Raw genomic sequence first — 14897 nt, 5'->3', positions numbered from 1 at the left:
ATCGTTCACGTCTGGAGCAGCCGAATGGCGCAGGACCGCAAAGTCGTCAACCTGAAAAATCACGGCATCCCCCAAAGGTTCAGCCTGCCGGCGGCGCTGGTGCGATTGCGTGACGTATCAGGTCAGTCGCTCAAGGCGGTCATGTCGGAGTTTTTTGATCAGGCGGATGACGCGCTGTTCGAACTCGCCGACAAGGCCGGCACCAATCAGGATCAGACCGCCTACTTTGACGCCATGCGCGAGCTTCGGCTTCGTCGCAAAAGCATGACGGTGTCAGTGCTTCAGTATGTCAGCAGTGCCTTCAATGAAATCGGCAAGTTTAGTCCCAAAGGTCGTTCCGGCACGCTGGACGATGTTGATGAAGAATCTTTGAGCCTGCTGGATCATTCCCAGCTTGAGCAGCAGGTCGCCATCGATAACCTGATCAACAAGCTTCGCTCCCAGAACAGTGAGGCCATCCACCTGCTTAACGTGCGGGTGGCTCACCTGCTGCCATCAATGAGGCTGGACAACAGCCAGATGCCGCTGAGTCCGGAAGTCATCTGCGGCGGGCTCGCCGAGGCCTGCGCTGACCTGGATATCGACATTCGTGCCAAGCTGGTGGTGCTGAAGCTTTTTGACCGCCTGCTGGGTGGCATTCTCGGCGATTTCTACAAGAACGCGAACAAAACCCTGATTGCCGAAGGCGTGCTGCCTGACATGAAGCGCCCGCCGGCACCAGGCAAAGCGCCGAAAAGTTCTGCCCCGGCCGCATCAGGCGGTGGGACTGGTTCGGGGCAGGAGCAGGCTGCCCAGGCACCGGCCAGTGACCGTTCCGGGCAGGGTACGCCCGGTTCATCCGCAAGTCACTCCGGAACCGAGGTACAGGCGACCTTCTCAGAGCTCACCGCGCTTTTGCACGGGGGGCAACAAGGTGGTTCCGCTTCCGGCAATCCGGCAGGCACCGGTGTGCTTGATACAGACACTCTTATGGCTCGTCTGAACAACATTCAGGCCGAGGCAACAGGGTGGGGTACCGACGACATAGTGTCGCTCTCGAGCCAGCTCCAGCCACTGTTTGTGAATGAACGTGGCGAACGTGTGACAGCCGGCCAGGTTGATAGCGATGTCATTAACCTGGTGTCCATGCTGTTTGATTTCATTCTGGAAGATCGTCAGCTTCATTCCACCATGAAAGCCATCATCAGCCGGCTACAGATTCCGGTTCTCAAAGTGGCACTCAGTGACAAGAACTTCTTTAACCGGGGTGGCCATCCGGTCCGTAAATTATTGAACGAGCTGGCACTGGCCGCCATGGGGTGGACAGAGAAAAAGCCCGGGCAGAGAGACCCGCTGCGGGACCGGATTGAATCGGTCGTCGAGCGCGTGCTTAACGAGTACAACGATAATGTCGACCTGTTTACCGAACTGCTGAACGATTTTGGCCACTTCATGGACCTGGATCGCCGTCGCAGGGAGCTGGTCGAGCAGCGCCTGAAAGACGCCGAAGAAGGGCGCGCACGGCAGGAGCGGGCGTCCGAAGCAGCCCGCTCATTAGTTGACGAAGTGCAGGACGGCCGCGAACTGCCGCAATCGGTTGTCCGGCTGCTGGACGAAGCGCTCAGCAAATATCTCCAGTGGGTGGTTCTGCGGGCAGGCGAAGACAGTGATCAGTGGCATCAGGCCAGGCGGCTGACCGAAAATCTGGTCTGGAGCGTGGACCCCAGGCCGGTAACAGACGACACCCGAAGCGAGCTGCTTAAAGCAATCCCAGGTATCGTTGACAGCCTGAGATCTGCATTGCAAGAAATTTCCTGGGATCCGTTTGCAACGGATGCCGCTATCAGGGACCTTGAGCTGGCCCATGTAGATGTGTTCCAGCGCCTGGTCACTGCCGCAAAGCCCAGCGCAAAGGCGCCGGTCGAGCCGCCGGCGGCTCCCGATACGGTGAGCCTGGAGCCTCAGAGCCCTGAAGCGGAAAACCGGGCTTCAGACAGCCCGGATATTACCAGTGGTGAGGCAGAACATGCCGCCGCACAAGAGCCCGTGCAGGCAAAGGATACAGCCCAGGCTACGCCAACTGTCGATGCGGTTGCCGTGGAATGGCTGCAACGCGCTGATAGCCTGCGCGTCGGTTCCTGGATCGAGATGACGCGGGATGACAACAAGGTGCGTTGCAAACTGGCGGCCTTCATCAAAGCCACTGGCAAGTATATTTTCGTGAACCGCAGTGGCGCCAAGGTTGCCGAATATCAGCGCGAGGAACTGGCCAGAGCTCTCGAGCTTAATGAGATTGCCATGCTTGATGATGGCCTGATCTTCGACCGTGCGCTTGAGTCAATCATTGATAATCTGCGAAGCAGCCGCAAAGACTGAGGCTGCCCCTGCCTTTCCCTGATCAGCGACTTTGTGCTTCAATCAGGAGCTATGTCCCAGCTCCCGATTGACGGAAAGCCCTTGTCAGACCAGAACCCGGTACCATCAGATCAGCACGCACTCCATGAACAGGCCCAACGCTTGCGGGCCAGCGGCCGAATCGAGGCCGCGCGCTGGTGTGCATCCCCCAACTATAACCAGCGGCCAGACGGCCAGGTTCCCTCGCTGCTGGTCGTGCATAACATCAGCCTTCCGCCGGGGCAGTTCAGCGGTGACGCCATTGAACAGTTCTTCTGTAATCAGCTTGATCCGGGCGCCCACCCCTATTTTCAGACCATCGCCGATCTTAAAGTGTCGTCACACCTCCTGGTTCGGCGGGACGGGTCACTGCTTCAGTTTGTGGATCTGCGGCATCGCGCCTGGCATGCGGGGCGATCGAGCTTTCAGGGCCAGACTGAATGCAACGATTTTTCCATTGGCATAGAGCTGGAGGGCACGGACGACACGCCTTATACCGATGTCCAGTATCGTCAGCTGGCCCAATTGTCAGTGCTGATCATGGCCGCCTGGCCTGACATAACTCCAGCACGGATAACCGGCCACAGTGATATTGCACCGGGCCGTAAAACCGACCCGGGCCAGGCGTTCGACTGGTCGCATTTTCGTGTTCTTCTTGCTGGGGCGCTGGGCAACCGAGGAGTAACCTGATGGAATTCGTTGTTTTTCTGTTGGCGTATGTGCTGCGCCGGAAGCTTGACGGAGCCAATCTGTTTTCCGGGGAGGTATTCTGGCGTAAAGCTTTTGGTTATTCGCACAGCGTTGTTCCGGGCAAGGAGGCCAGTCTCAGCAAAGGTTTGCTGATGGTGGCGGTCCCGGTGCTGCTTCTGTTCGCAGCTGAGTACTGGTTGCGCAGCGCAGGCTGGTCGCTTGCCGTTCACCCCCTGGCTTTTCTGTTATTGCTTGGTCTGATGGGTACGCCTGGCCTGGGCCGTGTGCTTGATGATTACGGCAACGCCTGGCGCAGGGGTGACATGCAGGGGGCGTGGCGGCAGATTCACGACCTGTTGCCGCCAGTGGAGAGGGGCGCCGCGGGGTCACCTGAACACATGCACCGGGCGCTTTCAGACACCCTGATCGCGCGGGTTTTTGAGCATTATTTCGTGATTGCTTTCTGGTATGTGATTGGTGGACCAGCTGGTGCTTTTGCCGCAGGCGGTCTGATTGGTCTGCGTGACCACTGGCCACACGCGGCGGCCCGTCCCCGGTTTGGTCGTCTGGCCGGTATCGTAAGCTTCCTGCCAGCACGACTTCTGGGTCTTACCTTTGGCATTGCCGGGGATCTGGCGGGATGGCTAAGTGAGGGGAGGTCCGCAGTGCTGACGATTGCCGGTGAGAACAGGAAAACGCTGATCGCAGCCGCCAACAGCTCGTTGACGGGCTATGAGCTTGAGCCCGAACGCTTTTCAAAGCTGCACCCGGACGAATGGCCGGATTTTGGTGAAAGAAGCCTGGCTGCGATCCGGGGGCTGCTGAACCGTAGCATGCTGGTGTGGATCTGTGGCTTTGCGCTGCTGGTTATTGCAGGTGTGGTGTGAACCGGATAGACGAAAAGCGGTCAAACACGGGTCTAGCGTGTTTGATGTAAAACAAAAATTACATTTTTTCGCCAAAAAAATCTCAACTTTGTAGTACTTTAGCCGACATATTTAATACTAAGAATTAAAAATCTGTGGGGGTTAATGTGAAGCTGTTGATCAAGCCCGCCGTGTCGCTGATGAATCGCCTGCCCATGTTTTACAAGTTCAGCCTGATCAGCGTGCTGTTTCTGTTGCCGATTGTGCTGCTGGCCTGGCTTGTTATCAGTGAACTGAACCGCTCTGTGGATACCATGACTCGTGGAGTGGAAGGGCTTGAGCAGCTCCAAACAGTCAACGATCTGCTGCACGAATCCATGGCCTACCGCGACCTCCGTGCCCCTGGCAAGATCAAGGACGACAATACACTGCTGGCCCGGTCGGATGAGAGCGCCAATCGCATCAATGCCCTTCTCAAAGAAATCGATAGCGCCGATGTGCAGTTCGATACTGCCAGCAACTGGGCGGCTCAGGTTGATCAACTGGCCGCTGACTGGCAGAAACTGGTGTCTGAAGACGCCTATCAGAGCAATATCGATCCCCAGTTCAAGTATTATCAGGAGTTTGTCCAGAAAGTACGGGCGCTGCTATCTGCCACCATCGAAATTTCTGGCCTCGGCCAGGATGCCTCCCGTGAGAATCTTCTGATGCTCGGGCTGGTCAGGGAAGCGTTTCCGGATGCTCGCAGCATTCTGGGGCGGGCCAGAGCCTTCGGCGGCTATGCGCTGCTCGAAGGTCAGGTAGGTTACAACCTGAGCGATGGGCTGAATGAAATCTACGACCAGTTGACCAACCGGGCCTCTCTTCTGGGGCCCTCGATGGATGTCACCCTGGCCTCGTCACCGGCGCTTCAGGTTTTGGCCAGAGAGGCGTTTGAGCAGCTTGATGGCAGCCTTTTGCGGGTTCGTGATCAGCTTGACGTGAATGTGATTACGCCGATGCGACTTGAAATGTCCTGGCCGGATTTCAATGGCCAGATTGAAAACGAGCTGTCACATTTTGACGCGGCGTCGGAGGCCATTTTTGACGTAATCCGCGAAAACCTGACGTCCCGGCTGGCTGCGGAGGAAAACCAGCGATTTCTGATTATCGCCGCGCTGGTGCTGGTGTTGCTGGTTGTGGTCTATCTCTACGTTGGTTTCTTCATGTCTGTGCGCAATGCGATCAGCAGCTTCAGCCGGGCTGCAAGGTCTGTGGCGGAAGGTGATATGACGACCCACATTGATCTCGAGAACCGTGATGAGCTGGGTGCGCTGACCACAGAGTTCAACGATATGACCGACAAAATGGCAGAACTGATCCGCTCGGTTGGCCGCACCACATCTGATGTGGATCAGCAGGCAATCCGCGTAAACGATACGGCAACCGCAAACAGCCAGGCTGTGGCGAGGCAGATGGAAGAGTCAGGCCAGATAAACGAAGCCATGAACCAGATGGTTGAGGCCGTGAACGAAGTTACTGAGAGCGCTCATCGGGTTGCGGAAAGTGCAGGCAGTGCCGAACAGGATACGGAAAAAGGCCGGAAGGTTGTGGCGGATACGGTTGGCACCATTAACGCGCTGGCACGGGAAATTGCCGGTGCGGTGGATGTGATTAACCGGGTCAATAAAGACAGCGATAACATCAGCCAGGTTCTTGTAGAGATCAAGGCCATTGCCGAGCAGACCAACCTGCTGGCACTGAACGCTGCAATTGAGGCAGCCAGGGCCGGTGAACAGGGCAGGGGCTTTGCCGTAGTGGCTGATGAGGTCCGGTCGCTGTCGCAGCGGACTCACAAGTCAACAGAAGAAATCGAGGGCATGATTTCCCGCCTGCAAAGTGGCGTCAAGGATGCCGTTACGGCGATGACCAACAGTCATGACGTTACCGAAACCACGGTCAGGAAATCCACGGAAGTCACCGAAGCCCTGGACCGAATTGCCAAGGGCATCTCGCTGATCGTCGACATGAGCCACCAGATCGCCCAGGCAGCAGAGGAACAATCGGCGGTGGCCAAGAACGTTAATACGAACGTCGAGCAGATCAGCGTTCTGGGTCAGGCCACGGCCGACAACGCAAACGAAACACTCTCTTCATCACGGCGGATGTCTGAACTCACGGCCTCGCTGCAACGGTTGGTGGAGGCCTTTAAAGTCTGAGTCGCTAAAGCCCGGACTTTTTCTGTTCCCAGAGGATCTCTTCGCCGCCGTTGCGTCTTGCCAGGCTTCTGGCAATCACGAACAGAAGGTCAGACAGCCTGTTCAGGTAATGCCGCGATTCGGTGTTGATGGAATCCTCATGGCTAAGGGCAACGACAACCCGCTCTGCCCGGCGGCAGACGGCCCTGGCCATGTGACACTGCGCCGCAGCTGGGGAGCCACCGGGCAGCACAAAGTTCTTCAACGGCGGCAGCGGCTCGTTATGGCTGTCCAGCGTTGTTTCCAGCCATTGGATATGGTCATCGCCGATCACCTTGCTACCCGGAATCGCAAATTCGCCTCCCAGATCGAACAGGTGATGCTGGATCCGGCGCAGGGTTTCGATCAGTGCGTCGTCTGCATCCAGGGTCTCGATCAATAAGCCGATATGGCAGTTCAGCTCGTCCGCAGTGCCCATGGCTTCAACCCGCTGGGCATTCTTGGCGATCCGGTTGCCGTCCGCCAGGCCGGTAGACCCGTCGTCACCCGTGCGTGTGTAGATCTTGGAAAGGCGGTTGCCCATGGTTTGGCTCCTGGAGTGTTGGGTTCTATTCGGTTAACTCTTTTACCTGCCGGACAAGCAATTGGTTCACCGGCGTCGCAATACCTTTGGCCTGGCCGCGTTCTGCAATATAGCCGTTAATGACATCGATTTCTGTTTTTCGACCCCGCTGGCGATCCCCGCGCATGGAGGAGGTGTTCTTCGCGGTGCTGGTGGCGACTGCCTGAATCCGCGCTTTAATATCGGCGGCTGAAAGGGGGTGGCTGGCTTCGGTGGCCATGACTCTGCCAATTTCTTCGCTGAGCGGGTCGATGTGCTCCAGAAAAAAGGGGTGGTTCAGAATTTCGCCATTGGGGCAGTCGAGTATGGCGGTAAAGGCGTTGATGCCTGCATTTACCACCAGTTTGTCCCACAGCCGTTGCCGTATGTCGGTTTCAGCATGAATGATCAGCCCGCTGTCCGAGAGCCGTTGGACGACTGGATTAACACAATCCCGGGCCCTGGTGGTCAGGCCGCCGATCCAGGTTTCTCCCCGGCCGGCGTGGATCGTAATGCCGGTTTCCGGGCGGTTAGCGCCCTCGGTGGTGGCAGCGGCAAGGATGGGGCGGTCGGGCCACAGATCGGCGATAGTTTGCTGACAGCCCATTCCGTTCTGGAACAGAACCACGGGCACGTCTTCCGGGATCTCCGGTAGCACCTTTCTGAGCGCATTAAGGGTATCGCCGGCTTTTGTGGTCACCAGCAGCAGGGATGGGCAAATGGCTGATACCGCTAGCACCGGAATGCGACGGCCGATTTCATAGCCGTCGGGGCGTTTTAGCTGATATTGAAAGGTTGAGGGCTCGTCTGATCCGCGCGGCGAGAAAGAAGCCCGGCTGAGAAAAACCGCGCTTCCGGCTGGCAGATAGCCAGCCCAGAGTTGCCCCAGTGAGCCAGCGCCGAGGATGGCGATCTGGCTCACAGCTTACATGGCCTCGATGGCAGAACGCTGCTCGGTCAGGCGCGCTTTGCTGCTGAGCACTTCGGTGAGCTTCTGCTTCTCTTTCTCGACAACGTCGGCGGGCGCCTTGGCGGTAAACTTCTCGTTGCCCAGCTTGCCCTCCAGTCGGCCGGCTTCTTTCTGCAACCGCTCCAGTTCCTTGTCCAGGCGCTTCAGTTCCGCGTCCTTGTCGATCAGGCCGGCCATGGGCACCATCACTTCCATCTCGCCCACCAGTTGCGTGGCCGACATGGGTGCTTCGCCTGACTCGAACCAGTCCAGGGTCTCCAGCTTGGCCAGGGACATCAGGAACTGGCGGTTGTCTTCCATGCGGCGCTTGTCTTCCGCTTTCTTGCCACGTAGCAGAACGGGAATCTGTTTGGCCGGGGAAATGTTCATTTCGCCGCGGGTGTTACGCACCGCCAGAATCACCCCTTTCAGCCATTCGATGTCGGCAGTGACGTCCGCATCCTGCTTGCCGCTGTCTGGCTGGGGATAGGGCTGCAGCATGATGCTGTCGCCCTGTTTGCCTGCCATTGGCGCAATGCGCTGCCAGATTTCTTCGGTGATAAACGGCATGATCGGGTGCGCCAGGCGCAGCACCGCTTCCAGCACGCGAACCAGAGTGCGGCGGGCACCGCGCTTGGCCTCGGCGCTGGCGCTGTCATCGCTGAGCACCGGCTTGGACAGTTCCAGGTACCAGTCGCAGTATTCGTTCCAGATGAACTCGTAGAGCGCGTAGGAGGCCAGGTCGAAGCGGTACTGGTCCAGATGGCGGATCACGTCCTGCTCACAGCGCTGCAGTTCGCTGATGATCCAGCGGTCTGCCAGCGAAAGCGTCACCGGCTCATCGTTAACGCCGCAGTCTTCGCCTTCGGTATTCATCAGCACGTAGCGAGCCGCGTTCCAGAGCTTGTTGCAGAAGTTGCGATAGCCTTCAAGGCGCTTCATGTCCCAGTTAATGTCCCGACCGGTGGTGGCCATGGACGCCAGGGTGAAGCGCAGGGCATCGGTGCCGTGGGCGGTGATGCCTTCCGGGAATTCCTTGCGGGTGCGCTTGGCGATTTTCTCAGCCAGCTTGGGCTGCATCAGGTTGCCGGTGCGCTTTTCCAGCAGCGGGTCCAGGCCGATACCGTCAATCATGTCCAGCGGGTCAATCACGTTGCCCTTGGATTTGGACATCTTGTCGCCGTGCTCGTCGCGGATCAGGCCGGTGACATACACGGTGTGGAAGGGCACTTGCGGAGTCCCATCCTCGTTTTTCATGAAATGCATGGTCATCATGATCATCCGGGCAACCCAGAAGAAGATGATGTCAAACCCGGTGACCAGTACATCGGTAGGGTGGAAGGTTTTCAGCCGCTCGGTGATTTCCGGCCAGCCCAGGGTGCCGAAGGTCCAGAGGGCGGAGCTGAACCAGGTGTCCAGAACGTCTTCATCCTGTTCCAGGGCGAGATCCGGGCTCAGGTTGTGTTTCTGGCGGACCTCCTCTTCACTGCGGCCAACGTAGATGTTGCCGTCAGCGTCGTACCAGGCAGGAATCCGGTGGCCCCACCAGAGCTGCCGGGAAATGCACCAGTCCTGGATGTCCCGCATCCAGGAGAAGTACATGTTCTCGTACTGCTTGGGCACGAACTGGATGCGACCGTCTTCGACTGCCTCGATGGCTGGCTTGGCCAGGGTTTTGGCATCGGCGAACCATTGATCGGTCAGCATGGGTTCGATAATTAGCCCGGAGCGGTCGCCCCGCGGCACGCTGAGTACGTGGTCTTCCACTTCCTGAACCAGGCCCAGGCTTTCCATGTCTGCCACAATCTGTTTTCTGGCGTCTTCCCGGGTCAAGCCTGCGTAGGCCTGGGGGAGGCTGCCATCGACCTCGTTGTTCTCGCTGCCGTCCGGGTTGACCACTTCCGCCTCCGAGCGGATGCAGGCGTCCTGGGTCATGACGTTGATCATCACCAGGTTGTTGCGCTTGCCCACGGCATAGTCGTTGAAATCGTGGGCGGGGGTGATCTTGACGCAGCCGCTGCCTTTCTCGGGGTCGGCGTGGGTGTCGGCGACAATGGGGATGCGGCGACCGACCAGGGGCAGGTCCACGAATTTGCCCACCAGGTGTTGGTAGCGTTCGTCATCCGGGTGCACGGCGACGGCGGTATCGCCCAGCATGGTTTCCGGGCGGGTGGTGGCAACGATCAGGTGGTCCCTGCCGTCTTTGGTGGTTTCGCCGTCAGCTAGCGGGTAGCGCAGATGCCAGAAAAAGCCCTTTTCTTCCTTGTTCTCCACTTCCAGATCGGAAATGGCGGTGTGCAGTTTCGGGTCCCAGTTGACCAGGCGCTTGCCCCGATACACCAGGCCTTCGTTATACAGTTGAACAAACACTTCCTGAACGGCCTTGTAGAAGCCATCGTCCATAGTGAAGCGTTCGTGGTCCCAGTCTACCGAGTTACCCAGGCGGCGAATCTGGCGGGTGATGGTGCCGCCGGATTCGGCTTTCCAGTCCCAGATGCGCTTGATGAAGTCCTCACGGCCCAGATCGTGGCGGGTTTTGTCTTCTTCGGCCGCCAGTTTCCGTTCCACAACCATCTGGGTGGCGATGCCAGCGTGGTCTGTGCCTACCTGCCAGAGGGTGTTACGGCCCTGCATGCGTTTGAAGCGGGTGAGCGTGTCCATGATGGTGTGCTGGAACGCGTGGCCCATGTGCAGGCTACCGGTGACGTTGGGCGGTGGAATCGCAATGCTGTAGGACTGGCCTTGGCCTGAGGGCCGGAAATAGCCTTTGGATTCCCAGTTTTCGTACCACTGGCGCTCAATGTTTTCTGGCTGGTAGGTTTTTTCCATGGGTGTCTTCTGGTGCCGTTTGGTTGTTTCGCAGGGGAAATTTGAGACGCACGATTATACATGCTCCTCTACAGTCCGGCGAACCTACCCGCGCTTCCTCTGATCATGCACCCGTGCCTCAATCCCAAGCGCCCTTAACTGCTTGAAATGCGACCGCGCCTGCCCAAGCACTGTCTCATCATTATGAGCCACCAGCGCCAGTCGTTTGAACCGGTCCGCATCCGCCGGAAGCGTCTCTGACAGAATGATTACCGTATCCCAGTCCTCAGCAACCGGCGGGCATAGCAGAACACCCACGGGATCGGTGCAGGTGGTTGAGGAATCGGGAACAATGCTGTGGGGAATAAACGCATCAGGACTGAAGTTCCACAGCAGGTCGTCCAGTTCCTGGGCGTGTTGCATGGTGTCGCAGACGATGCCCACCCGGTCTCCCTGCTGCCAGGCCTTGTCGACCAGCTTTGCGGCATGGAGGTTACGGGCGGCAGGTGAGCTCTGGGACAGGATGTGGAACCAGTAGGACTGGTTCCGATCATCCTTTGCGTCGGGATTATTTTCCGACATTGGACATCAGGTAATCGACCAGCAGGGGAACCGGGCGGCCGGTGGAACCTTTGGCCTTGCCGGAATTCCAAGCGGTGCCGGCGATGTCCAGATGGGCCCAGCGGTAGTCCTTGGTGAACCGGGACAGGAAGCAGGCGGCGGTGATGGATCCGGCGGGGCGGCCACCGATGTTCTGCATATCCGCGAAATTGCTGTCCAGCTGGCTCTGGTATTCGTCCCAGATTGGCAGGCGCCAGGCGCGGTCGCCGGCACGCTCGCCAGCGGCGAGCAGGTCATTGGCCAGGGCGTCGTTGTTGCTGAACAGGCCGGTGGCGTGGCTGCCCAGGGCAATAATGCAGGCGCCGGTCAACGTAGCCATGTCCACTACCACTTCCGGGTCATACTTCTTCACGTAGGTCAGGGCATCGCACAGTACCAGGCGGCCTTCGGCGTCAGTGTTCAGGATTTCGATGGTCTGGCCGGACATGGAGGTGACGATGTCGCCCGGGCGTGTGGCGGTGCCGCTAGGCATGTTTTCAGCGGCCGCGATTACCGCTACCACGTTCATTTTCGGTTTGGTTTCGGCAATGGTCTGCATGGCACCGAATACTGCGGCGGCGCCGCCCATGTCGTACTTCATTTCATCCATTGCTTCACCGGGCTTCAGGCTGATGCCGCCGGTGTCGAAGGTGATGCCTTTGCCCACCAGTACATAGGGTTTTTCGTCGGACTTGCCGCCACGGTATTCCATGACGATCAGTTTGGCAGGCTGTGCGCTGCCGGCGGATACGGACAGCAGGCTGTGCATGCCCAGTTTCTTCATCTGTTTCTCATCCAGGACTTCGGTTTTTATGACGTCGTGATCCTTGGACAGCTTTTCAGCCTGCTCGGCCAACCATGTAGGGTGGCAGACGTTGGGTGGTGTGTTGCCCAGGTCTTTGGTCAGGTTCATGCCGCGGCCGGTGGCAAGCCCTAGATTGAAAGCGTCTTTCAATGCCCTGCCGGTGCCGGAGCTGACAACGGTGACCTTGCTGAGCTTGCGTGTTGGCAGTTTTTCGCTCTTGAAGCCGCTGAAGCGGTAGCTCTGGTCTTCCAGAATGCGGCCGATGAGGTTCAGTTTCGCGGCTTCTGAAGAGGATGCCTCTGTGCCGGTAACGGGCGTGTCTGCCACTGCAAGAACCACGTGCTTGGATGGGCCATCTTTAACCTGCCCGGCAACTGCGAGAAGGACTTTGCGGTAGTTGGCAGCAGTGCGGTCCTTGTCCGGCCCTGTGCCGACAACCAGCAGCCGACCCCAGGGCTGGCCGGTCAGGGGCACAAACGTTGTGGTGGCATTTTTGCCGGTGGCGTCGCCGCTTTTATGCAGTGCAGTAATCAACCCGCCCAGCTCTTCATCTACCTGGGTGGTGGACGCGGGCCAGGTGCCTTTCTCGGGCAGCGCAACCACGAGGCAGTCAGCTTTGATTTCGGAAACAGGCTTGTTACTCAGCGTGAAATTCATGGCTTCTCCGGGTTAATCAGCTTGATCAGTTTGAATTTGGACGAATGCTTATAGCATTGGGTCTTGAACTCGAATTATCAAGCGGTGACAGCTTGTTAACGACCCGCACTGTCATTCAGCATCAAGGTTACATAGAATACGGCGAACCGTGAAATCCAGCGACTCCGGTCGTATCTGCTACTGAGAGACCGCATTGAGCATCGTCTTCCGCTACCTAGCCAGACAGGTGATTATCAGCATGCTGGCAGTATCCGGCATTTTGCTGCTGGTTTTCATGAGCGGGCGATTCATCAAGTATCTGGCGGAAGCAGCCGCTGGTGAACTGGCCGGGGATGTGCTGTTCCAGATCATGGCCTATCGCTTCCCCGGTTTTCTCGAGCTGATCCTCCCCCTCGGATTTTTTATCGGCATCCTTCTGGCCTACGGCCGCATGTACCTTGAAAGCGAAATGACGGTGCTGTTCGCCTGTGGCGTCAGCGAGAAACAGCTGCTGGGAAAAACCCTGCTGGCCAGCCTGCCGGTCATGCTGGCGGTAGGGGGCATGAGTCTGTATGTGTCGCCCTGGGGCATGAAGCAGGTGGAACAGATCTTCAACGAGCAGCGCCAGGCCACAGAATTTGAAATGCTCGCTCCCGGCCGATTCCAGTCTCTGTCCTCCGGTGGCAGGGTGACCTACACCGAGGCGCTCAGCGACGACAAACGCCGGCTGGAAGGGGTGTTTATTGCGGAATACGGCAATGAGGGAGAGGGCGTGTCCATAATCACTGCCCGGGAAGGTTCCCAACTGATTGATGAGGAAACCGGAAGCCGGTTTCTGGTGCTGGAAGACGGCGCCCGTTTCGAGGGCTCGCCGGGTGACCTGAATTACGATGTGATCGGCTTCGAGGCCTATGGTCTGAAAATTCGCAGCGGCGATGCTGGAAGCAAGGAGCTGGAAGAAGGGCTCAGCACCCGGGCGCTGATGGCTTCCGATGACCCGGAGCACCGCGCCATGCTGCACTGGCGATTCACCCTGCCGTTGATTGTTCCCATTGTGACCCTGCTGGCGGTGCGTCTAAGCCGGGTGAACCCGAGGCAGGGGCGGTTTTTCCACCTGCTGCCCGCGATGCTGGTTTACATTACCTACCTTGGCCTGCTGATCGTTGCCCGGGACGCATTGGAGGACGGCAAGGTGCCGGAGTGGATCGGGCTGCTGTGGGTGCATGCCCTGTTCCTGGCGCTAGGCGCCTGGCTTCAGTTTGGCCCCGCCTGGCTATACAGGCGCCGGCTGATCCGGGAGGGCAGTGGCCATGCATAAGATCGATCGCTACGTCATGAGCACCGTCGGCGGCGCCATGTTCCTGGTTATGGTGGTGGTACTGTCGCTGGACCTGATCTTTGCCTTCATTGCCGAACTTGAAGACACAGAGAACGGTTATCAGACCCTGGAAGCGCTGATGTACGTTCTGCTGACCCTGCCTCGACGGATCTATGATTATCTCCCCCTGGGCGCCTTTATGGGCTGCCTGGTGGGTCTGGGATCCATGGCCAGTTCTTCAGAATTGACGGTGATCCGCGCCGCTGGCGTTTCTCTCAAACGTATTGTCTGGTCCGCCATGAAGCCGGCCTTGATCGTGGTGCTGCTGGGTATTGTTATCGGGGAATACGTTGCGCCGCCCGCCGAGCGCATGGCCCAGAGCCAGAAGGCGGTGGCCCAGGGAGCCGGGGAAAATGTCGCTTCGGCGTCGGGTATCTGGCACCGGGAAGGGGACACCTTCATGCATTTGAATGCGGTGCAGCCAAACGGGGTTCTCTACGGTGTATCGCTGTTCGAGTTTGATGCCGACCGTTGGCTGATTTCGGCCAGTTTTGCCAGGCGGGCAATCTATCTTGGTGATCATTGGCGGCTTGAGGATGTGACCACCACAAAGCTCAGCGACAGCGAAACCTCCCAGGAGAAACATCGGTCGCTGCGCTGGGACTCGGGCCTGTCGCCGGAGGTGCTCAGTGTACTGATTGTTGATCCGGAGGATCTTTCAATCAGCGGCCTGTTTACCTATTCCCGATACCTTGGCGAACAGGGGCTGAATGCGGCCAATTACTGGCTGGCGTTCTGGAAAAAGGTTTTGATGCCGCTCGGAACGGCGGTGATGGTGATGGTGGCCATATCGTTTATCTTCGGCCCGCTGCGGTCGGTAACCATGGGCTTCAGAGTGTTCACGGGGCTGATTGTGGGGCTGCTGTTCAAATACATGCAGGACTTGCTTGGGCCCATGAGCGTGGTTTTCGGGTTTAACCCGATTATTGCCATTCTGTTGCCCATTGCAGTCAATGCTGTGGTTGGCGTTGCGCTGATGAGGCGGGCCGGTTAAGCCCTTTGTTTTGCCGGCGC

General features: G+C 58.3%; 11 protein-coding genes. 6 read left to right on the top strand and 5 right to left on the bottom strand.

Going from position 1 to position 14897, the window contains the following annotated elements; translation table 11 throughout:
- Nucleotides 1-24 precede the first annotated feature (24 nt).
- The 4 genes from E5Q11_RS05325 to E5Q11_RS05310 all read left to right on the top strand — a co-directional run bounded on the left by E5Q11_RS05325 (nucleotide 25) and on the right by E5Q11_RS05310 (nucleotide 6127).
- Nucleotides 25-2355, top strand: coding sequence for a DUF1631 domain-containing protein (locus E5Q11_RS05325; RefSeq protein WP_135802320.1), 2331 nt, complete (start codon nucleotides 25-27; stop codon nucleotides 2353-2355).
- 51 nt (nucleotides 2356-2406) lie between these two features.
- Nucleotides 2407-3063 carry a 1,6-anhydro-N-acetylmuramyl-L-alanine amidase AmpD gene (gene ampD / locus E5Q11_RS05320; RefSeq protein WP_135802319.1) on the top strand — a complete coding sequence of 219 codons (657 nt, stop codon included), beginning with the start codon at nucleotides 2407-2409 and terminating at the stop codon, nucleotides 3061-3063.
- Nucleotides 3063-3950 (top strand): regulatory signaling modulator protein AmpE, encoded by an 888-nt coding sequence (ampE, locus tag E5Q11_RS05315; protein ID WP_135802318.1) that lies wholly within the window; start codon nucleotides 3063-3065, stop codon nucleotides 3948-3950. The genes ampD and ampE overlap by 1 nt, the downstream gene beginning before the upstream one ends.
- Nucleotides 3951-4096: 146 nt before the next feature.
- Nucleotides 4097-6127, top strand: coding sequence for a methyl-accepting chemotaxis protein (locus tag E5Q11_RS05310; protein WP_135802317.1), 2031 nt, complete (start codon nucleotides 4097-4099; stop codon nucleotides 6125-6127).
- 4 nt (nucleotides 6128-6131) lie between these two features.
- Here E5Q11_RS05310 and E5Q11_RS05305 read toward each other — a convergent pair whose 3' ends face one another.
- The 5 genes from E5Q11_RS05305 to E5Q11_RS05285 all read right to left on the bottom strand — a co-directional run bounded on the left by E5Q11_RS05305 (nucleotide 6132) and on the right by E5Q11_RS05285 (nucleotide 12526).
- Nucleotides 6132-6689 (bottom strand): cob(I)yrinic acid a,c-diamide adenosyltransferase, encoded by a 558-nt coding sequence (locus E5Q11_RS05305; protein WP_135802316.1) that lies wholly within the window; start codon nucleotides 6687-6689, stop codon nucleotides 6132-6134.
- Between the two features lie 25 nt (nucleotides 6690-6714).
- Nucleotides 6715-7629, bottom strand: a complete 915-nt coding sequence (locus E5Q11_RS05300) for a ketopantoate reductase family protein (protein ID WP_191964445.1) — start codon at nucleotides 7627-7629, stop codon at nucleotides 6715-6717.
- Between the two features lie 3 nt (nucleotides 7630-7632).
- Entirely contained in the window at nucleotides 7633-10485 is a 2853-nt protein-coding gene (locus E5Q11_RS05295) for a valine--tRNA ligase (protein ID WP_135802315.1), read from the bottom strand.
- 84 nt (nucleotides 10486-10569) lie between these two features.
- Nucleotides 10570-11046, bottom strand: coding sequence for a DNA polymerase III subunit chi (locus E5Q11_RS05290; protein ID WP_135802314.1), 477 nt, complete (start codon nucleotides 11044-11046; stop codon nucleotides 10570-10572).
- Entirely contained in the window at nucleotides 11033-12526 is a 1494-nt protein-coding gene (locus E5Q11_RS05285; RefSeq protein WP_135802313.1) for a leucyl aminopeptidase, read from the bottom strand. Before E5Q11_RS05285 ends, E5Q11_RS05290 begins: the two co-directional genes overlap by 14 nt.
- Nucleotides 12527-12719: 193 nt before the next feature.
- Between E5Q11_RS05285 and lptF the strand changes: the two genes are divergently transcribed.
- Both lptF and lptG read left to right on the top strand, forming a co-directional pair.
- On the top strand, nucleotides 12720-13823 hold the full coding sequence (gene lptF / locus E5Q11_RS05280; RefSeq protein ID WP_135802312.1) for an LPS export ABC transporter permease LptF: 1104 nt from the start codon (nucleotides 12720-12722) through the stop codon (nucleotides 13821-13823).
- Nucleotides 13816-14877 (top strand): LPS export ABC transporter permease LptG, encoded by a 1062-nt coding sequence (lptG, locus tag E5Q11_RS05275; protein WP_135802311.1) that lies wholly within the window; start codon nucleotides 13816-13818, stop codon nucleotides 14875-14877. The genes lptF and lptG overlap by 8 nt, the downstream gene beginning before the upstream one ends.
- The last annotated feature ends 20 nt before the right edge of the window (nucleotides 14878-14897 follow it).

Origin of the sequence: Marinobacter confluentis (assembly GCF_004785685.1) — a bacterium.
Classification (GTDB): Bacteria; Pseudomonadota; Gammaproteobacteria; order Pseudomonadales; family Oleiphilaceae; genus Marinobacter; species Marinobacter confluentis.
Note: the sequence above shows the minus strand (reverse complement) of the source record. Positions and strands in the feature narration are given on the sequence as shown.

Coding starts and splice junctions, on each gene's coding strand:
- ampD (WP_135802319.1), top strand. CDS start 2,407: ATGTCCCAGCTCCCGATTGACGGAAAGCCCTTGTCAGACCAGAACCCG.
- lptG (WP_135802311.1), top strand. CDS start 13,816: ATGCATAAGATCGATCGCTACGTCATGAGCACCGTCGGCGGCGCCATG.
- E5Q11_RS05295 (WP_135802315.1), bottom strand. CDS start 10,485: ATGGAAAAAACCTACCAGCCAGAAAACATTGAGCGCCAGTGGTACGAA.
- E5Q11_RS05325 (WP_135802320.1), top strand. CDS start 25: ATGGCGCAGGACCGCAAAGTCGTCAACCTGAAAAATCACGGCATCCCC.
- E5Q11_RS05305 (WP_135802316.1), bottom strand. CDS start 6,689: ATGGGCAACCGCCTTTCCAAGATCTACACACGCACGGGTGACGACGGG.
- E5Q11_RS05285 (WP_135802313.1), bottom strand. CDS start 12,526: ATGAATTTCACGCTGAGTAACAAGCCTGTTTCCGAAATCAAAGCTGAC.
- E5Q11_RS05290 (WP_135802314.1), bottom strand. CDS start 11,046: ATGTCGGAAAATAATCCCGACGCAAAGGATGATCGGAACCAGTCCTAC.
- ampE (WP_135802318.1), top strand. CDS start 3,063: ATGGAATTCGTTGTTTTTCTGTTGGCGTATGTGCTGCGCCGGAAGCTT.